Origin of the sequence: Polaromonas sp. A23, assembly GCF_002001015.1 — a bacterium.
Classification (GTDB): Bacteria; Pseudomonadota; Gammaproteobacteria; order Burkholderiales; family Burkholderiaceae_C; genus Polaromonas.
Window position 1 is genome coordinate 22537 of sequence record NZ_MUNO01000013.1, and the last position, 19551, is coordinate 42087.

Below are 19551 nucleotides of genomic sequence, written 5' to 3' on the forward strand. Positions count from 1 at the left end.
TCAAATACTGCTTGCACGCGCTGCAAGCAGCGTAGCTTTCAGATTTTCCAACTGGCTCTCAAGACGCCCGTCCAGAGTCCCTGCGTCCCCTTCCAATATGCAGCCGCCGATCTCGATCGAATCATCTGGCTGGAATTCGATTCTTTTGCAATCTCCGCCCAATGCGCCGGACGCCACAAGATCAAGGATTTTCTTGCAATCTTCCGAACGCAAGCGGATTCTGGTTACTCGCATTCCTCTTGTTCGTTCAATCAGCTGGGACACGACACCCTTGATGGCATCGCCATCAATAATTGCGTTTCCAAGCAGCTTGCATACAGCCATATAGGTCATTTCGATCAGGCTATCTTCTGCAACTTCAATGGCCTGTTGCTCAAGTCCAGAAAGTTGTTCCGCGATACTCCGCAGCTGTTGAATTTCCATTTCTATCTGCTCTTGCGCAGCGTCCATCCCTTCCGCAAGACCTTGCTCAAATCCGGTTTTTCTCGCCTCGCTCTGAATCTCTTCAGATTCCGACTCAATCTGCGCACGGACATCCGCGAGCATTTCTTCTGAGGCGATCAATCGCTGCTGCAGTTCCTCAATCTCCGCGACATGCCGTAGCGACTCTTCTTCGTATTCATTTGGGGCACTATCTTCAGGTTCTTCAGGATGGCCATATGCCTCCCCTACCCCCTCACCCGTTCCTTCCATAGGATCTACAGCTGGAGCGTGTTCTAACTCTTCAAAACCTCCGTCGGCTTTCTCTTCGCCAAGGCGAAATTCTTCACTGCGCGCTTCGACAGCAATAACTTCATCGTCGCCCCCGTCAAAACTGCGCATTTCCGCTGCGCGGTCTTTCATTGATACCGGGCGCATCTTTCTGCCACCGGGACCAAAAGGCAACGGAACACCCAGCGTAACGGCGTCAGTACTTATGTGCGTAGCACGAATGATCGAAGCCATTGCCCAACTCCTCCGTTTCTTGCCCCGGAATTCAGTTTCCATCCCAAATCGGAATGCGAAGCAAGCGGTTCAATTTGTTGAAGTGTAAGATCCAGCTGCTGTATAAGCCGTTCCCCCAGTTTTTGGGGGAGCCGAGTAACTTCCTTGTATAGTTTTTCGATCCGTTTTCGCCGATAGGGCGGTAGTGCATTCGTGAAGTGAATGGTCCAGGACCATTCACGATGCGTCAGTATCTGGCTGATAACCCAGTCTGTTTCGCCCGAAGCCCAGTGAATTATTGTCCGCGGTAAACAACTGTCGACGCGATCGACGGCCCGCCTGTAGTTTTTCAGCCCCTCATTCCACTTATCCGGATCAGAAACTGAAAGCTGTTGCACAACAGCGTCTGCACTGATGTCCCGGAATTCGGTCATGTCAAAACCCAATTCATTAAGTTCAATCAGCAATGGCGTCATTCTCCCGCGTATGTCCAGCGGCAAGCGACTGAGTATCCAGCGTTGATCCGCATCGGAGAGCCCGTGCAGCAGCAGCGCCGCTTTTTTAATTGCGCCGCTCATCTTGAGTCCACCGTCCGTATTTCAGAAAGTTCACTGTCGGCCCATTCCATGATTTTTTGCAAGGCGCGCTCGCGTTCTGTCGGCGATAGCGATCCTTTCTTTTTCGATTTGCGCAATCTGCTTGTCGCAATTACTCCACCAGCTATGAGGAGACACACCATAAAAAGCGCCAGAAGCCATATGACGGTATACCCAGCATCCGGATGCATGACTTTTTTCGGAACATTTTTGTCCACCATCGGCGCATTGTCTGTTCGCTCGACGGCCACGCTCGGAGCAGACATGATTTGATCAACCGAATGCACCGCAATTGCATCGCCTCTCGATGAATTCAATCCAACAGCCATTTCAACAACTTCCTTGATCTGCACGACCTGACCTTTGCTGACGCCGCCCGGTAACAGCAAGCCAACGCTGATTCGCTTTACGTTTCCCGGATCGCCAACGATTTGTTCGACACGCCGACTGTTTTGATACTCAACATCCACCATGCTGGACGAAGGAGAGCTTCTGTCTGGTATCGGCCGGTCGGTCGAATGGTTTTTTGGATCTGTGACATTCCCAAGCCGAAGCGACGAACCCTGCTGTGATTGCTGTGATTGCTGTGATTGTTTTCGCCTCAGGATCACTCCACCGCCCTCCGGAAAAACGTCTTCCGTCGTGATCTTGATCTGGTCATAATTCAATGTGACATCTATACTGACCAAGGCCTTTCCCGGACCCAATGCCTTGTCCAGCAACCCCACCACCTTTCTGGTGAGATAGGATTCGATTTCCTTTTTAACTTCTAGCTTGCCGCTGGTTGATGCCGCTGCACTATCCGTACCATTGAGAGGTGTCAACGCGACACCACGCTGATCCAGAATAGTGACTGCGCCGGAATCCATCTCTGGAACAGCTGCCGCAACTAGCCGCTGTATTCCAGCAATCTGCTCGGCAGACAACTGCGCATCCCCCTTCATCAGCAGGCTGACAGATGCCTTTGCCTTGCTGCCCTGACGGCGTAGCAAACCGGACTCCGGCAAGACCAGATGAATGCGTGCGGACTTGATCTCGTCCATTGCCGAGATGGTGCGCGACAATTCACCTTGCAGTGCACGCTGAAAATTGACCTTCTGCGCAAACTCGGTGGTCCCATAATCGGTATTGTTGAATAGCTCGAATCCGACATTTCCTTTCAGGGTCATCCCCTTCCCCATCAGTTTCAGACGGGTTTTATGTACAACGTCCTTGTCTACAAGGATAGTTGTCGCATCGTTTGCCAGACGATAGGGGATTTTCTGTTTGTCGAGTTCCGCGACCATCTGCGCGGCATCTTGTGGCTCCATGTTGGAGAACAGAACCTGATAATCGTCCCTGATTGCCCAATAGGTCAGGCTGCAGAAAAGCAGGAAAATCGCCACCACCCCGCCTAGCAGGAAAGTTTTAGATCGCGTTGTGCTGGATTCCCAGCGAAGCTTAAGCTGTTGAAACACGATATTTCTTATATCTGCATTTTGAGAATGTCTTGATAGGCTTCAAGAAGGCGGTTTCTCACCTGAGTTACAAGCTGAAATGTCAGTTGAGCTTCTTCCAGTGAAAGCATCACCTCATGTACGGGAATCGGATCGCCTGCTGCCAATTGTTTCAGCTGACTGTCTGCCGTACCAAGCGCCTGATTTGCCCGAGCAATCTCATTGCTGAACCATGTTGAGAAATCACTCTGTGTCGGTTGCTGCACAGCAAGCGAGGCATTCGGGCTTTGAATCGCACTTACAATATCAATCATCATTTGCCTCCAATTTCGAGTGCCTTCAGGGTCATGCTCTTGGCTGCATTCATCGCAACGACATTAGCCTCGTAAGCGCGCAATGAATTCATGAGTGTCACCATTTCCGTCGCGGGGTTTACACCAGGCAGTTCGACGAATCCTTTTTCATCTGCAGCGGGATGTCCCGGATCAAGCACACGACGCGGAGCCAAATTTTGCTCAACCACGTCTTCTACGTGAGGACCTGCAAGCCCCGCATTTGCATTTTTCCATGCGGTGTAGACCTGATTGAAACCTCCAATATTTCCAGACCCGGCGCTCGTGATAACTCGCTGAGCGCGATAAACGCGGCCGTCCGCGCCCATCGTCGAATTGGCGTTCGCGAGGTTCAGGGCCGAAATGTTAAAGCGCGTCTGTTCAACCTGCATGCCTGCTGCACTAATTGCAAAAGCTGTTCGATAATCCATTTTACTTTCCCTCCGAGATAGCGATTTGCAGTACGGAGGCTGCGCGAGACATGGCCTTCACGAGCACCTGATACTGAATTGTGTTTGCATTCAACTTCACAATTTCGGTACTCAATGCCACTTGGGGCGATATGCTTGCAGTCGATAAATCCGGTTCGACTACCGGCGTCACCGCGTTTCGGCTCAACGACCAGTCAGCGCGGGCAATATCAGCCCTATCGAGATACTCCTCAAAACCAACCTTGAGTGGCGTGTAGCCCTCAGTATTGATATTTGCAATATTGGCAGCGATCGTTTCATGGCGCATCGTTGCTGCATCCAGTGCTACCCTTGCCAGTGCGAATCCGCTTCCAAATAAACTGTCGGCCATATCTATTCTCCTTTTGTACCTACGCATTCACAGGTACCGCAATCAATCTACTGAATGATCAGATCGGCATGCAATGCGCCTGCCGCCTTGATGCTTTGCAAAATTGCAATGATGTCTCGCGTACTGACCTTGACCTTATTCAACGCCTGCACCAGATCACCGACAGAAGTACCTGATTGCGTAATCGACTGATTTGCCTCAGCTACTTCAATTCGGGAACTGGGTACGACTACCGTGTGCACACCAGACCCGGCTCTACCTATAAAGGTCGGCTGCGAAACTTGATTTTCGGTAACAATCGATAACTTGATATCGCCATGCGCAATAGTGACGCGGGACAATTTGATGCCAGCGCCGGCAACGACCGTACCGGTACGTTCATTAACGACAACCCGCGCACGCGAATCCGGCTCGATCATCACGTTTTCAAGCTTGGTCATGAACTCCACGAAGCGCTGGCTTTCGCCTTCGTCAACCGCGACCTCGACCATTCCCGCATCACGCGCTATAGCAATGGGGCGAGCAAAGGCACTATTGATTGCACGCGCCACACGGCTTGCCGTGGTGTAATCAGGTTCTGAAAGTTTCAGGCGCACAGAAGTTGGTGCATCAAGCATCGATGTATTGACTGGCACCTCGATGATTGCCCCGGCGGGGATCATGCCGACCGTCGGATGATTTTTTTGCAACACGTTGCCATTGGCATCGTACTTGTATCCCCCAACCGAGACAGCCCCCTGAGCCAGTGCATGTACCTTGTTATCTGCTCCCTTGAGCGGGGCCATCATCAGGCTAGCGCCTACGAGGCTGCGCGCATCTCCTGCAGAGGTAACCGTCACGTCAACACGATCACCCTTTTGAGCGAAAGCCGGCAAATCTGCCATGATCATCACGATCGCTACGTTACGGCTCTGAATCTGATCTACAGGCACCGTCAGGTCAAACTGCTTGAGCATATTGGCCAGCGATTGCCGGGTCGCGGGATTGCGCATAGAGTCGCCCGTACCCGCCAAACCACTTACCAGGCCATAGCCAACAAGCTGGTTACTCCTCCACTCCTGCAGGCGAGCAATATCCTTGATGCGCAAGTATTCGCCTACCGCATGCGCGGGCAATGCCACACATACCTCCAACATAAAAAGCACAAAAAATAAAACTGCTTTCATAGCAGTCCCAGCATCGTCAGCAAGGTACTCAAAAAGCCGGGACGTTGACGCGTCGCAAGAACGCCATCGCCAACATAGCTGATCTTCGCGCTCGCGATGCGCGTTGAGTCAAGCGTATTGTTTTCCCGTATGTCTGACGTCCTCACCCGACCTTCCAGCTTGATCGCCTGCTTGTCTTCATTGATTTCTATCAGTTGCTCGCCCTTGACGTTCAGGTCACCGTTAGCTTCAACCGACTGCACGATTACAGTAATCGTGCCCAACAGCTTTCCGGATCTTGCAATATTCCCTTGCCCGCTGAAATCTTCCTGCATCCCGATGGACGCATTTTTGCTGGTCTCTTTAAGACCTATCCCGGAAACGCTGGGCAGTGAGAGTTTGAATGAAGGGCCACCACTTTTTGTGGTGACAGTTTGTGCCGAGGTCTGCGCGCTTGTGTTCTCCAGGATCAGTATGGTTAAAGCATCACCCACCTGATAGGCCTTCCGGTCCGCTGCTGCAGAACGATAGGCCGATTGGTCGAACAGAGAATCTGCAATTGCTGGTGATGCAATTCCAGCCAAGCAGACACTACAGGCAACCATGAATCGATATGGGCTCATCGCGATATCCCTGTCGTTACGAAAACGCGTCCGGGTGCTATTACTTTTGCCAAATACTGTCCTGGACCTTCTGTCGGACGAACTCTGACCAAATCGCCTACGCTCGCATTACCCAGTGCTATGCCGGAAGTCTCAAGTGTCAGTCCGGCGGTACGCAGCTCAACCGTTATGGGCGAAAGTTGCCTGATTGCATATCCATTGCCTTGCTGTTGCTGCTCCAGTATGGCTTTCCTGATTTTGTTGCATGCTTCATCCGATTGCGATGACAAATTGCTTTCTTCAGAATCAGCCATCTCGTTAAGCTGCGCATCCTTCGGTTCGGCAACCAGCGCGAACTGCAAAGGCAATGAAGCAACAATACGACTATTTGCAACTGCCTGCGTCACAGTTGTCAGTCGCTGACATTTTCTATCCATTTCAATGCGCGCCACAGTCAGTTGGTATGCCCGATCAGGGACCACAAGATCTTTTCTGCGTGCCATTGAATCCAGTTCAATTATTTTTCCCGCAATACCCAGTCGCGCGATGAGGGTCTTATGAGTCAGGTCTGCCACTTCAACAAATGGGATCGTATGTTCCTTCGTGCGCAATGCAACTTCCGCAGGCCCCTCCCACTGCAACTGTTCAAACTGGGGCAATCGGCGTTTAATCCAGGCAATGACGCTAGCTACCTTCACGCGATCGACCCTTCCAGGATAAGGCGCCTGTCCCAGATCAAGATTGAGCAGCTCGGTTACGCCAGGCATGTCTCCCTTCACCGTTGCAATATCGGAAACACGAATACGCTCCGCGCTGACTTCGGAAAATTCCATGAAGGACAGCACGATCGCTGCCCTGCACGGGCTACTCAATCCCAGAAACATCAAACCGACAAGTGCAAGTCTTGAAAACATTTATCATCGCCGCAGGTTGTTGCTCATACCCATCATTTCATCGGCCGCCTGAATCACCTTCGAATTCACTTCGTATGCGCGTTGTGCCAGCATCAAATTGACGATTTCCTCCACGAGACTAACATTCGAGGATTCAGTAAAGCCCTGTGCAAACAACCCTGCACCTGATTCACCCGGCCGCGCTGCAATCACCTCGCCCGATCGCTCGGTGGCCAGATACAGATTGCTGCCGATGGGATTGAGTCCAACCGGGTTGGTGAAGAGACTCAAGTCAAGTTTGCCGATCTCGATTGGAGTTGTTGTATTCGGAACGGTTACTTTCATAACACCATCCGGACCAATTTTCAGATTTTGGGCATCCGGGGGTATGTGCAACATTTGCTTCAGTGGCAAGCCACCGGTCACTGCCAGCAATCCATCGGACGTTACTTCCAGCGTGCCGGCGCGGGTATACGCCGTATTGCCATCGGGCATGATCACTTCCAGAAAACCTTGGCCGTTGATTGCGACATCCAGCGCATTACCGGTACTTTTAAGTTCACCAGGCGAGAAAGCTTTACCGATGCCTGCGACGGCTACGCCCGTGCCGAATCTGTCACCGGCCGCCCCTACGCTGTCCAGTACATTTTTCGGAACAACAGTTCGGTACATGAGATCCTGAAAGGAGACTCGATCTTTCTTGTAACCCGTGGTATTGACGTTGGCGATATTGTTTGAAACAACATCGACGGCCTTTTGCTGAGCGGCCATGCCAGTTGCGCCGATATAGAGTGCGTCATTCATGCTGCCTCCTAGAATTCGCCTAAACGGCGTAATGTTGTGTCAGAAAAATCATCAAAGCCCTGAACCACCTTTTGCATGGATTCAAAATGTCGCATCGTCTCGATGATTTTGATCATTTCATGTGTTGACGAGACATTTGACGCCTCAAGAAAACCCTGGCGTAGGCTAGGCAGCCCCTGTTCGCTGGCAATTGAGGATTCACTTGCGGAATAAAGACCTTCGCCCAAGTAGTCGGGAGGCCGTGCATCGGAAAACTGCACGATCTTGATCTGGCCGATCTGTTTGTCTTTCTCAAAAATTCGGCCCAATTTGTCAATGATGGGATTCGCCGAGGAAAGCATAATTTTTCCCTGTGTTCCACCGACTACATCACCCGCCTGTGTAACAAGAGCGCCATCATGATCGATCTGCATCATGCCCGCACGGGTATACCGGGTGCCTTGAGGTGTCTGTACCTCAAAAAATCCCCCGCCTTCAATAGCAAGATCAAGCGGATTGTCCGTCCTGCGCATAGCGCCGGCCTTGGAATCCATCGACGATCTCTCTTCCGCTGCAGAAATCGAAACTGCGGATAGGGCGTCATCAAATGCCACAATAAAAGGACTTCTCGATACGGCCAAACGCTTGAAGCCGGTAGTCGTGACATTGGCAAGATTTTGCGCAATGCTTTGCAATCTGGCGGTGTCCAGAGTCATGCTCTCCGCTGCAATCGCCATCACTTCGTTCATTTCTTATCTCCATGATTCATTTTTTTATACCTGTCGGTTGCGAGATCCCCGCGATGTCGTCTGAAAGCCTCAGTTAAGCCACTGCTAATCGCCGGGCTTTCACTCTTAAATTTATGGAGCGGGATTTGGCTAAAGGGAACAAACCTTGGCCGGCCGGACGGGCCTATCCGAGCTCTTGGAGATTCTCTGTATCTGGGGGTTTTTTTTATGAATGTTTGTTGACTGTGGACTCATGTCTGTGTGTTATTCACCTTATGCCTGTGTGCTATTCACGCTACCTGGTATACTCAATCGTATTACAATAGCACCATAACAAGCATAGGGATTTCCATTGCAGTACCTGACGGCAGGCTGACGGCTTAGGGGCTTACTGCGTGCGTTGATGTGATGTGGTTTAGAAAAATTTGGCAGAGCAATGGTGCGCGGAGTTGGCTTATATGGGGGTGCCCCTGACCCCAAGTCAGTACCAGTCAGAAGGTAGAAATTCCGGCGGTTTGATTGCTTCGATCTTTACCCTGGCGTCGTCCAGACTCATGGACCAATGTTCGACGATTTGTCATGTTGGTATCTTTTGTGTATGGAGTAGCAAAATGTATGCTGCGGGACGCGAAGGGACAAACAACTTCTTACACAAGGCTTATGTCATGATGTAATACAGCCATGGCGCGGTAATACAGCCATGGCGCGTCTTCGCACCCCGTCCTTGATCGAACTCCAGGCTTTCCTGGCCGTCGCGAGGGCGGGTTCCTTCAGCAAGGCACCTGGCCTCGACAGATTTCCGCACGGTATTTAATCGGGCGCGAGGTGATTCCGGTTTGCACGCCGGAAATCGCGGCGAGGATCCGATTTGCGGAGGATCTCCTATCGCAACCGCTTCTGTATCACTCGAGCCATCCCGAGAATTGGTCCGTCTGGGCGCGCAAGGCGCGTATCGTTTTGCGCAACGGCTCCCTCACCACGGGATTCGATTCGGTCATGAATCTCGTGATTGGCGGTTTGGCGGGTTTAGGCGTGGCCCTTGTCCAGCGCTGCATGATCGAGGACGAGCTGCGCTCCGGACTCCTGGTCGCGCCCTTGCCCATCAGGACATCCACTGGACGCGGTTATTACCTTTGCCGGCGGCGGTCGCTCGGCCCGCACATGGCTGCCGATCGGTTCGAGCAGTGGGTCATCGAGCAAAGCAAGCCGCGGACGTGATTGCGCGCCTGCAAGTTGCGCGTGGGGGATGGAGCCCGCCGTGGTTGCAAACCCGCCGCGTTACCGGTTGCGCCCCGTCTTGCTCCGCGCACCGGTGCAATGCCGACGAATCAGAGGGTAACAACGCCAAACGACTTGATGTCCATGTCTTGCGGAATTTCCGACATGGATATGACTGCCAGATGGGGCAACACCCTTTCCGTGATTCTTTTCAGATGACGTCGCAGTTCCGGGGCGCAAAGCAGAACCGGCATCAGATTGTTTTTTGCCATCGTTTCCACTTGAGCCGCCAGTCCCGTCAGTACCTGTTCTGCAAAACGAGGCTCAAGTATCAGCCGGGTCTTCGAGTCAACACTTTTTATACTGCTTGCGATGGATTGCTCAATGGCTGGATCCAGTGTCAAAACATTAAATTGTGGAGCGTTGCCCTGAAGACCTCGGCAGATCGTTGTCGCAAGCCGCTGTCTCACAAGTTCTGTAAGTAGCTCCGGGTCCTTGTTCGAACGACCTGCATCTACCAAGACTTCCAGAATGGCCTCAAGATTACGTATGGAAACTGCTTCACGCAGCAAATTCTGCAGTACCTTTTGCACCTCACTTAATGAAAGAATCCCAGGGATTAGTTCCTCCACCAGCCCGGGCTGTTTTTTGCGCATGCGCTCAACCATCCGTTCTGTTTCGGTACGCGTAAGGAGGTTTGCAGCGTTCTTGCGTATGACTTCCCCCAGATGCGTCATGAATACCGTCAGCGGGTCAACCAATGTGTAATTACCGGCTTTTGCCGTTTCGCGTTGATCCTCTGAAATCCAGGTGGCTGCAAGTCCGAATGTCGGATCCTTGGTCTCTACACCCTCCAGCTTCACTCTCTGTCCACCTGGGTGAATGGCCAGCAGGAAACCAAGATGGATGGTCCCCTCTGCAACAGGTGCGCCATAAATCGCAATCTGATATTTTTCCGGAGCCAATTTTTTATTGTCGCGCACACGCACTTTGGGAATAATGAAACCGGAATCAAGCGCATGCTGTTTGCGCAGGGTCGCGATTCTCTCCATGAGCGCCGAATCCTCGCCGGCCGCTATCGTAATCAATGACTGTCCAACCTCGATTTCAATTGGCTCAACCAGCAAATGCTCCTCGATTGAGGCTTCATCTGCCTTGATGATGGCTTCTGATTCTGTTTCATCTTCCAGCGCGTGCTCCGTGGCCCGATTGGTTGCATACCAGGCCAGGCCACCAAAAATGGGTAACAGAACAAGAATGGGGAGGACTGGAATTCCCGGCAACACAGCCAGAATGCACAGCATGCCCATGACAATAAACAGCGTCTTTGGAAAATGTGTGACCTGATCAAGCGCCTCCTGACCCAGATGGGTATCGGCTCCCGATCGGGTCACTATGATCCCTGTACCGATGGAAATAATCAAAGCCGGTATCTGGGTCACGATTCCGTCACCGATCGTCAGCAATGTAAATGTCTGCAGTGCCTCAAGCCATGGCATGCCCATTTGCGCAACACCAACTGCCAGACCAGCCACGATATTGATCAACAGAATGATGATGCCGGCGATCGCATCGCCTTTTACAAATTTGCTGGCTCCATCCATGGAGCCATAGAAGTTCGCTTCCTTCATGATGTTCTTGCGGCGTCTCTGGGCCTCAACCTGATCGATGAAACCCATGTTCAAGTCGGCATCAATACTCATTTGCTGGCCCGGCATGCTGTCCAGCGTAAATCGCGCGGCAACTTCAGCGACCCTTTGCGCACCGCTCGTAACAACCACGTATTGCACGACAACGAGAATCAAGAAAACGATAAGACCGATAACGTAATTACCGCCAACAACAAAGCTGCCAATTGTCTCAATAACTTTCCCCGCATCAGCACCGCCCAGAATCAATCTCGTAGCGGCAATGTTCAGCGACAGCCGGAATAAAGTGGCTACCAGCAACAGTGATGGGAATGTGGAGAATTCCACCGGCCGTTCCATGTAGAACGTCAGCAGAAGGATGAGCAGCGCAAAGCTGATATTTGCGATCAGCAGAATATCTAGAAGATATGTCGGGATCGGTACAAACAAAACCACAATGATCCCGATCAGAATCGCGACCAGAATCATGTCGGTGTTTCGCCCGAACCCCTTTTTCAATGCGTCGATCATGCCGTGACCTCAAGAGCGGAAGCATTACGTTGCTTACGCAGGGTTTCTGCCCAGACCAGAATCCGGGCAACCTCCGAGAAATATTTTTCCTTCAATGGTTGTTCAATTCCACTATCCCGAAAAAGGGCACGCGCCAGCTTTCTGTTTTCAACGATGGGAATTCGATGCCGCCTTGCCATCGACCGGATATGATCCGCCAATTCACCTGCTCCCTTGGCAACAATTCTGGGAGCAGCCATTTCACCACGCTTGTATTGCAATGCAATGGCAAGACGTCTTGGATTGGTAATCAGAACATCTGCGTCCTTTACTTTTCCAAGTCCTGATGCGCGTTTGAGCATTTCACGCTGCAACTCGCGAATTTTCTGGCGAATGCGCGGATCTCCCTCACGCTGCTTGTGCTCATCGCGTACTTCTCTGCGACTCATTCGCATGCGCTTGGCGAAATCCCAGCGCGTGTAAATCAAATCAAGCAGGGCAATAACCGCAAGTATGGCAACCAATCTGAATAGCAATCCGCTACTTTTGTCGATCAGGAAAGCCGGATACTGCACAATCTCCGCCTGAAACATGCGGGTAACCAAAGGCAAAATCCCCAGAATGAAAAAGTAGAGCACCGTCCCCATCAGGACGGCTTTAAGCGTGGTTTTGAATGCCTCCACAAATATCCGGACGGTAAGAATTTTTTTAAATCCGGCTATGGGGTTAATGCGGTTGAAATCAGGTTTCAGCGGATAGGTAGTAAAGACGGGACCGGATTGGATGAAATTAATGAGTATCCCGACAATCACGGTACCCAAAAGAAAGGGAATGATCAGCATGGCTCCATCTCGTATGACGCCTGGAAACCAGTGTCCAACCTGCGTTTCCGCAAAACTGAGCCGGCCAGCTTGATTGAATAGTTGACTTGAGATATCCAGGGAGTTGCGCACAAGTATGTGGCCCATGAACAGCGTACTCGCAGCTACCCACAACATGATGGCCACAGTAGTGATTTCCGGACTGCGCGAGACAGAGCCGCGCTTGCGTGCCTGCTCAAGCTTGTAGGGCGTGGCGCTTTCGCTAGGGTTTTGTTCTTGTTCGGCCATTACTGCAATACCCGGTCAAAGAACTGAAATGTCGCCATGAATATCTTCATCGCAACGCCCCCCATATATCGGATGCTCATGGCAAGAAGGATCATGCCGACCAAGACCTTGACCGAAATACCCAAAGCGAAAATATTCATTTGTGGCATGGTTCTGGACATCACGGCCATTCCCACATCCACAAAAAACAGTACCGCAACTACAGGTGCAATCAGGATAAAGCCCAGCGAAAAAAGCGTCCCACCATATGCAACGAGAAAACCGATATCCAGATGTGCAATTCCGCTGGCGAGCGGAATGCGTTCAAATGAAAATGCGACCCCACGAATCAGGACATGGTGCGCATCCAGCAGATAGAACATTGCCACAGCCATCATCTGCAAGGCTGTACCAATCAAAGGTGTGGCAGCGCGAGTCGCTTGGTCGAGCAGCGAAGCCACCCCGAAACCAATTTGTAAATCGAGCAGGCGTCCCCCGAAGGAAAAAGCGGCGAAAGGAATCATCACTCCCGCAGCAAGTGCTGCTCCAACCAGGAGTTCACCGGCCATTGCGATTATCAATGCTCCCGGAGTCAGCGGAAAACTTACCGGCTGCAACTGCAGGGCCAATGCCATCAGCAATGACAAAGCCAATATCAGGAAAACCCGCAGGTGTGCTGGAACCTGCATGCTCCCGAACACGGGCGCGAGAATAAAAAGCGGAGAAAGTCTGACACTAACCAGAAGTGTTGCTAAGACGACCGACAGTGCGACTGTTAGATGCACGGCGCGTATCAGGTATCAGAAGTACTGGGGAATGTTGCTAATGACAGAGGTGGAGAACTGAATCATCCTCCGCAGCATCCATGGCCCAAATACCACAAGCGTTATTACCGCTGTAATGAGCTTTGGAACAAACGCCAAAGACATTTCCTGAATCTGGGTCACAACCTGGAATATGCTGATAAAGAGGCCTATGAGCAAAGTACCCAACAGCATCGGCGCGGATACGAGCACCGCCGTCCACAGCATTTCTCCCATGAGTTGAAGCGCTAGATCACTTCCCATAGCTCGCTCCTCCTCGTAAGTTTTTCAAAATACCGTTGCAACGGTATTTCTTATATGGCCCGGCATCTGTATCGTTACACTAATTATTCTTGATAAACCGCTAAGCCCTTTCGCCAAAGTCTCACGATCTAACAGAGGCGATTAGTGTACCCAAGTAGACATACCGACGAAATAAGGGAACTCCCTTGGTCCAATCACTCCATCCCCTGAATAACCCTTATGGATTTTCAGGAAGTTCTTCTAACCCCTCTGCGGGCTTTTGGCTTCAGCGTTGCCTGGATTGCATGTCAGAAAATAGCTGATGGAATTTATTCGCCAAGTCCTTGTTCTCACAAATTTTGGGCACAATTTCATCCAGCATTTGATAAAAATGTGGATCCTGATTCAGATCGTCACCGAACTCCCACAACAACACACCTTCGATGAATACCCGCACTGAGGCATCAAGAGATCGATCCACATCGGGCGACAGCTTCTGGATGCGTGCTCGCATCTTCTTTTCAAGAGCCTCCAGGTCAAAGCGGGGGTTTCCCAGCGCCAGCATTTGACGCGCAATCTGCTCGGTTGGTGCAGCCTTCTGGGATTCTTTGACGGAACCCATCTCGCGCCGCAGGACTTCGATTAACTGGGCAACATGTGAAACAGAATTTATAGTCATAAATTTGCGTTATTTATGCGAGGCACATAGATACACGTAGACGCGTTTAAGCAGGGTTAGCCTGATTAATGTACCCTGCTAGCTCAGTGAGACTCTTTATCACGATAGGCAGAGATAAAGAAATGCTCGCCCGGGACCGCCGCTTCAGGTTTCGCGCCGGGAATGGAAGCTTCGTTGTCGCCAACGACAGCTTGGTTACCAAGCATTGTGCTCAGCTTCTCAAGTACCCGAGTCATATCAACATTCAACGCAGGATTTACCATATTACCTTTGATGCCGCGCTCCAGCATTTGGCGGCAGATATCAAATTCACTCCGTTCCAGGGCTTCAAGACCGGATTTAAACAATACCAACGGGTGATCTTCTCCCAGACCATCCAGGCCTTGCCAGGTAATCGCCGCTTCAGCTTGCCGCCCCGATGAGAGATATAACAACCCCAATTGGAAAACCCCTGTATGTAATTGAGGATCCAGCTTGACTGCCTTGGCCATAAATTCCAGCCCACGATCCATCATGCCGATCTGAGCGTATTCAGCGCCGAGCAAATAGCAAGCCCCGGCATCGGAAGGATTCAAATCCAGAGCACGTTTGAGATAGTCAATTGCTTCGCCGTGGGCATTGCTGTTTACTCTTTCCAAAGCCAGAGAAAAGAGTTCCTCCGCGTCAAGCCGATCAAGATTATGTGCCACGATAGCCTCTATATAAGGGAATAATTGGGACAAGCCCTAACAGGCCGTAGGTCTCCTAGCATAACTAAAACACATCAATGCTCCTTAGCAACCGGCCCAATTCGACATAATCAGCCGATCTTACATATCCCGCCTCAATGACCTGTGGCGCCTACTCCGGCAGCAGACCATTCTTGATGCCACTACGGGAATCCTACACTCATCTCATCAGATTGCCGCTTTGCGTATCCGACCATCGACGGGTCGCTTCAGGTGCCCATTTCAAAATCCGATTTGGCCAGCTTTGGCGCCAGGGTAGCAACCTCCCGCAAAAAATGGGCCATGCCCTTTGACCCAAGCCTGATCTCAAACCGAGCCTAGCAGCCACGGGTAAGGGCCAAGCCCCCCCCCCTGCGCAGGTCTCAGAACCCCCTATCAAACTTTCTGGCCGTCATTCGCCAACCTATCTGGCAATAGCCAGAAAGGTCTAGGCCAAAAAGAAAATTCTTCGCGATCCCATTGGGGGAGATCTTCAAGATGAGGTGTGCAGCACCTGAAAAAAGAGGGACCGGATGGAAATGTGTGGTAACCGAGAACTGGCAACAAAAAAATAACTGGCACAGATGCTTTTATATCTTTTTATTGGTATGAATTCTTTTAGTGCCTACCCGCTTTCCCCTCTGAAACCGACTGGCACACGAGCCGGCACACCCTCTTTTTATCGGGAACTTTTCACCCCAGTTGCCGGTTCATTCCAAGCTTGAGCCAGCCACTTTCAAAACGCTCAGAAAAGTTTTCCAAGGAGTGTCTTCTATTTTTCATTTCAAATTTTCTGAAAATACAATGAAGACGTGCTTCGAAAACAGAGGCTAAAGCGCGAGTGGGAACAGCTCCGCAGTAAAGAAAATGAGCTCCTCGCTTTCTCATGATTGATGAAGAACTGCGCGAATTCCACGGCGGCGTCTTCACCGGCTGCGCAATTTTGAAGGTCGCTGAGCTGAAGAAGCTATCCCTGTAGATGAGAAGGCTCGAAACTCATTTTCCCTCTGGAAAAGTCGGCCGCAAGACGGCCTGCTTGTAATGACGGAGTGTCAGAAATCGCCACCACCGCCATGCGCAAGCGATTCAAACTTTGTGATCCGATTAATGAATGCGAGCTTCACTGTGCCGGTCGGGCCGTTACGCTGTTTGCTGATGATGACCTCGGCTACCCCAGGTTCCTTGCAGGCGTCTTTGGTGTAGTACTCGTCGCGGTAGATGAACATGATGATGTCGGCGTCCTGCTCGATGGCGCCGGACTCACGCAGATCGCTCATCATGGGACGCTTGTCGGTGCGGGACTCCACCCCCCGGCTCAGCTGTGACAGGGCAATCACGGGGCACTGCAGTTCCTTGGCCAGCATCTTCAGGCCGCGCGAGATTTCGCCGACGGCGGTGGCGCGGTTTTCTTCGCTCATGCTGGAAGACACGCTCATGAGCTGTAAATAGTCGACCACGATCAGGCCGAGCTTGCCGCATTGGCGGGCCAGGCGCCGGGCGTTGGCGCGCAGTTCGCTAACGGTGAGGCCCGGGGTTTCGTCGATGTGCAGCGAGATGTTGCGCAGCTTCTCAATCGCTTCGGTCAGGCGCGGCCACTCTTCGTCGGTCAGGGCGCCGGTACGCAGATGGGTCTGGTCGATGCGGCCGATGGAGCCGACGATACGCACGGCCAGTTGTGAGGCGCCCATTTCCATGGAGAACACCGCCACCGGCAGGCCTTCGTTGAGCGCCACGTGTTCGGCAATGTTGATGGCCAGTGCGGTTTTGCCCATGGACGGGCGTGCTGCCAGGATGACCAAATCGCCAGCCTGAAAGCCGGAGGTCATCTTGTCGAGGTCATAAAAACCCGTGGGCACGCCGGTGACGTCGTTCGGGTTTTCCGACATTTCAGTCACGCGGTCCAGCAGGCTGACCACCAGGGTGTCCATGCTCTGGAAGCCCTGCTTCATGCGCGAGCCCTGCTCGCCGATCTTGAAGATCTTCTGCTCGGCCTCGTCGAGGATCATGGCCACGGCCTTGCCCTGCGGGTTGAAGGCCTGGGTGGCAATCTCGTCGCTGGCGGCTACCAGCTTGCGCAGGATGGAGCGCTCACGCACTATCTCGGCATAACGGCGGATGTTGCCGGCGCTGGGTACGTACTGGGCCAGCGAATTCAGGTAGCCCAGACCGCCTATTTCTTCGGCCTTGCCCTGGTTCTGCAGATGCTCGTACACCGTGATCACGTCGGCCGGCTTGGTCGCGTTGATCAGGGCGCCCACGGCCGCGTAGATCAGCTTGTGTTCGTAACGGTAGAAGTCCTCGTCCACCAGCAGGTCGCCCACCCGGTCCCAAGCGCCGTTGTCGAGCAGCAGGCCACCCAGCACGCTGGATTCGCCTTCGATGGAATGCGGGGGAATGCGCAACTGTGCGATTTGCTTGTCAGCGCTGTAGCGGGAGTCGTCGATGGTGGAAAGTACGGCGGACATGGGTTTCCTGAGAGGTGCTAAATACTACGCCGCCACGGCCTGAACGGCTGTGGACAAGGTTGTGAATAAACGTGGGAAATACGGTGTAAATCGTGACTGGGCGTGTGCACAACCCGAAAAATGCAATCGCAAAGAAAAAAGCCGCTCAGCGAGCGGCTTTTTCGGGAGAGCGAATGTTTTAAGCGGATTCGCCGTACACAGTCACGGTGATGTCGACTGTCACGTCGGTGTGCAGTGCCACGCTGACGGCATGGTCGCCCACAGTCTTCAACGGACCGTTTGGCATGCGGATCTGCGACTTGGCCACAGGGAAGCCCTGTTTGGTCAGTTCGGCAGAAATGTCGTGGTTGGTCACGGAGCCAAACAGACGACCGTCAACGCCAGCTTTTTGCGTGAGCTTGACGGTGGTACCGCCGAGCTTTTCGCCTTGGGCTTGCGATGCGGCCAGCTTGGCAGCGGCGGCTTTTTCAAGTTCAGCGCGTTTGACTTCAAATTCCTTGATGGCCGCTGCGGTTGCGCGACGGGCGCGGCCGGAAGGGATCAGGAAGTTGCGTGCGTAACCGTCTTTGACCTTGACGACTTCACCCAGGTTGCCCAGGTTGACGACTTTGTCGAGCAGAATAATTTGCATGTTCGTGCTCCTTACAGGCTACGGTGCTGGTCGCTGTAAGGCAGCATCGCGAGGAAACGAGCGCGCTTGACGGCGGTGTTGATCTGGCGCTGGAAAATCGCGCGCGTGCCGGTCAGGCGTGCGGGGATGATTTTTCCGTTTTCGGCTACGAAATCGCGCAGGGTGTCGATGTCTTTGTAGTCGATTTCTTCAACGCCAGCAGCTGTGAAACGGCAAAAACGCTTGCGTTTGAACAGCAGGGATTGGGTATTGCGCTTGGGGCGCTTGTCTTTATTGAAACGTTTTGGTCCGGGCATGATGGACTCCTTAAATAGGGTTCAGTACTTGTTCAGAAACTGGTTGAAAAGCTTGGATGTGAAACACGACACTTTTGCTGCCACGGGCGTTAACCAGAAATCCGGTAAACCTGAAGGGTTTGCCTAAAGTCAGCCGGCCTGTTTGTTCAGCCAGCGTTCCAAAAGCCACCGCCTTCATTGTCAATTTGACCTGCCGGGTGGAACCTGCTTCCTCCATTTCAGACTCGTGTTCGAGAACGAAGTTGGCGGCGGGGATTCCAGCGGGCGTGTAGCGAAGAGGACTAACCTCGGCGATACAGGCGGTCAATTCAACGCGGTTCACTGCAGATTATTCGGCAGCAACGAGTCGTTCAACAGCATTGGCGTATTACGACGCCGCATACTCCTGCTGCTGGGCCTTGCGGGCCTCTTCACGCTCGACATTGCGCATCATGAGGGAAGGACCGGTTTCGGCCTTTTTCTTCACAACAGTCAGGTGGCGCAGCACGGCGTCGTTGAACTTGAACGCGTGTTCAATTTCGTCCATGACGGCCTGGCTGGCTTCAATGTTGATGCACAGGTAATGGGCTTTGGCCAGTTTCTGGATCAGGTACACCAGCTGGCGGCGGCCCCAATCTTCAACACGATGGATTTTTCCACCGCCGGCAGTGATCATGCCCTTGTAACGTTCCAGCATGGCTGGGACTTGCTCGCTTTGATCCGGGTGGATCAGCAAGACGATCTCGTAGTGACGCATAAACTCTCCTTGTGGTTAATGAAAGCTGCCCCAGCGTCGTTAAGGGTGCAGCAAGGCGAAGCCCATGATTATATACCACCGGAATATTGCCCCCACGGTCGCTCACTGCGTGTAGCTCCCTGCCCCCCCCGAGGGGGCCGCTGCGCCTGCGGGCCGGCAAAGCCGGACCCGCGGCCCCTGCTTGGCTGGAGAGCCCTTGCGGAGGTTGCCTTTTTACCGATCGTCCTGAGCTTGTCGAAAGGTGTCCCCTAGGGGGCGCTGCGCCTGCGGCCCAAACTCCCAAGCCCCAATAAAAAAGCCCGGCAAC

23 protein-coding genes are annotated in these 19551 nt (G+C 52.5%); 1 reads left to right on the top strand and 22 read right to left on the bottom strand.

The window, feature by feature from the left end; translation table 11 throughout:
* Genes B0B52_RS06745 through B0B52_RS06790 form a run of 11 tightly spaced genes read right to left on the bottom strand, consistent with a single transcriptional unit; the run spans position 1 to position 8261 of the window.
* The gene (locus B0B52_RS06745; protein WP_168173486.1) at positions 1–945 is read right to left on the bottom strand and encodes a FliH/SctL family protein; all 945 of its coding nucleotides are present in this window, start codon (positions 943–945) and stop codon (positions 1–3) included.
* A complete protein-coding gene (locus tag B0B52_RS22055; RefSeq protein ID WP_139351844.1) occupies positions 915–1502 on the bottom strand; it encodes a hypothetical protein in 588 nt (195 codons plus the stop codon). Before B0B52_RS22055 ends, B0B52_RS06745 begins: the two co-directional genes overlap by 31 nt.
* Complete coding sequence (gene fliF, locus B0B52_RS06750) at positions 1499–2977, bottom strand: flagellar basal-body MS-ring/collar protein FliF (protein WP_168173487.1); 1479 nt, start codon at positions 2975–2977, stop codon at positions 1499–1501. The genes B0B52_RS22055 and fliF overlap by 4 nt, the downstream gene beginning before the upstream one ends.
* A gap of 8 nt (positions 2978–2985) precedes the next feature.
* A complete protein-coding gene (fliE, locus tag B0B52_RS06755) occupies positions 2986–3273 on the bottom strand; it encodes a flagellar hook-basal body complex protein FliE (RefSeq protein WP_077592866.1) in 288 nt (95 codons plus the stop codon).
* Positions 3270–3719 carry a flagellar basal body rod protein FlgC gene (gene flgC, locus B0B52_RS06760; protein ID WP_077592867.1) on the bottom strand — a complete coding sequence of 150 codons (450 nt, stop codon included), beginning with the start codon at positions 3717–3719 and terminating at the stop codon, positions 3270–3272. Before flgC ends, fliE begins: the two co-directional genes overlap by 4 nt.
* Position 3720: 1 nt before the next feature.
* Positions 3721–4089, bottom strand: a complete 369-nt coding sequence (locus tag B0B52_RS06765) for a flagellar basal body protein (RefSeq protein ID WP_168173489.1) — start codon at positions 4087–4089, stop codon at positions 3721–3723.
* 47 nt (positions 4090–4136) lie between these two features.
* Complete coding sequence (locus tag B0B52_RS06770) at positions 4137–5255, bottom strand: flagellar basal body P-ring protein FlgI (RefSeq protein ID WP_077592869.1); 1119 nt, start codon at positions 5253–5255, stop codon at positions 4137–4139.
* On the bottom strand, positions 5252–5857 hold the full coding sequence (locus B0B52_RS06775; RefSeq protein ID WP_077592870.1) for a flagellar basal body L-ring protein FlgH: 606 nt from the start codon (positions 5855–5857) through the stop codon (positions 5252–5254). Before B0B52_RS06775 ends, B0B52_RS06770 begins: the two co-directional genes overlap by 4 nt.
* Complete coding sequence (locus tag B0B52_RS06780; RefSeq protein ID WP_139351845.1) at positions 5854–6750, bottom strand: flagella basal body P-ring formation protein FlgA; 897 nt, start codon at positions 6748–6750, stop codon at positions 5854–5856. Before B0B52_RS06780 ends, B0B52_RS06775 begins: the two co-directional genes overlap by 4 nt.
* A 3-nt stretch (positions 6751–6753) precedes the next feature.
* Positions 6754–7533, bottom strand: coding sequence for a flagellar basal-body rod protein FlgG (flgG, locus tag B0B52_RS06785; protein ID WP_077592872.1), 780 nt, complete (start codon positions 7531–7533; stop codon positions 6754–6756).
* An 8-nt stretch (positions 7534–7541) separates the two neighbouring features.
* On the bottom strand, positions 7542–8261 hold the full coding sequence (locus B0B52_RS06790) for a flagellar hook-basal body protein (protein ID WP_077592873.1): 720 nt from the start codon (positions 8259–8261) through the stop codon (positions 7542–7544).
* Positions 8262–9035: 774 nt separating this feature from the next.
* On the opposite strand from B0B52_RS06790, the gene B0B52_RS06795 reads away from it, so the two are divergent.
* Positions 9036–9458 (top strand): LysR substrate-binding domain-containing protein, encoded by a 423-nt coding sequence (locus B0B52_RS06795; protein WP_077592874.1) that lies wholly within the window; start codon positions 9036–9038, stop codon positions 9456–9458.
* Positions 9459–9568: 110 nt separating this feature from the next.
* Here B0B52_RS06795 and flhA read toward each other — a convergent pair whose 3' ends face one another.
* The 11 genes from flhA to rpsF all read right to left on the bottom strand — a co-directional run bounded on the left by flhA (position 9569) and on the right by rpsF (position 19244).
* Positions 9569–11617 carry a flagellar biosynthesis protein FlhA gene (gene flhA, locus B0B52_RS06800; protein WP_077592875.1) on the bottom strand — a complete coding sequence of 683 codons (2049 nt, stop codon included), beginning with the start codon at positions 11615–11617 and terminating at the stop codon, positions 9569–9571.
* A complete protein-coding gene (locus B0B52_RS06805; RefSeq protein ID WP_077592876.1) occupies positions 11614–12705 on the bottom strand; it encodes a flagellar biosynthesis protein FlhB in 1092 nt (363 codons plus the stop codon). The genes flhA and B0B52_RS06805 overlap by 4 nt, the downstream gene beginning before the upstream one ends.
* Entirely contained in the window at positions 12705–13469 is a 765-nt protein-coding gene (locus B0B52_RS06810; RefSeq protein WP_168173491.1) for a flagellar biosynthetic protein FliR, read from the bottom strand. The genes B0B52_RS06805 and B0B52_RS06810 overlap by 1 nt, the downstream gene beginning before the upstream one ends.
* A 15-nt stretch (positions 13470–13484) precedes the next feature.
* Entirely contained in the window at positions 13485–13751 is a 267-nt protein-coding gene (gene fliQ / locus B0B52_RS06815; RefSeq protein ID WP_077592878.1) for a flagellar biosynthesis protein FliQ, read from the bottom strand.
* Positions 13752–14016: 265 nt separating this feature from the next.
* The gene (locus B0B52_RS06820) at positions 14017–14409 is read right to left on the bottom strand and encodes a hypothetical protein (protein WP_139351846.1); all 393 of its coding nucleotides are present in this window, start codon (positions 14407–14409) and stop codon (positions 14017–14019) included.
* 83 nt (positions 14410–14492) lie between these two features.
* Positions 14493–15098, bottom strand: coding sequence for a hypothetical protein (locus B0B52_RS06825; protein WP_168173492.1), 606 nt, complete (start codon positions 15096–15098; stop codon positions 14493–14495).
* A 1070-nt stretch (positions 15099–16168) separates the two neighbouring features.
* On the bottom strand, positions 16169–17581 hold the full coding sequence (gene dnaB / locus B0B52_RS06830; protein WP_077592881.1) for a replicative DNA helicase: 1413 nt from the start codon (positions 17579–17581) through the stop codon (positions 16169–16171).
* A gap of 178 nt (positions 17582–17759) precedes the next feature.
* Positions 17760–18212, bottom strand: coding sequence for a 50S ribosomal protein L9 (rplI, locus tag B0B52_RS06835; protein ID WP_077592882.1), 453 nt, complete (start codon positions 18210–18212; stop codon positions 17760–17762).
* Between the two features lie 11 nt (positions 18213–18223).
* Complete coding sequence (gene rpsR, locus B0B52_RS06840; protein ID WP_077592883.1) at positions 18224–18508, bottom strand: 30S ribosomal protein S18; 285 nt, start codon at positions 18506–18508, stop codon at positions 18224–18226.
* A 10-nt stretch (positions 18509–18518) separates the two neighbouring features.
* On the bottom strand, positions 18519–18830 hold the full coding sequence (gene priB / locus B0B52_RS06845) for a primosomal replication protein N (RefSeq protein ID WP_077592884.1): 312 nt from the start codon (positions 18828–18830) through the stop codon (positions 18519–18521).
* Positions 18831–18875: 45 nt separating this feature from the next.
* Positions 18876–19244, bottom strand: a complete 369-nt coding sequence (rpsF, locus tag B0B52_RS06850) for a 30S ribosomal protein S6 (RefSeq protein WP_077592885.1) — start codon at positions 19242–19244, stop codon at positions 18876–18878.
* Positions 19245–19551 lie beyond the last annotated feature (307 nt).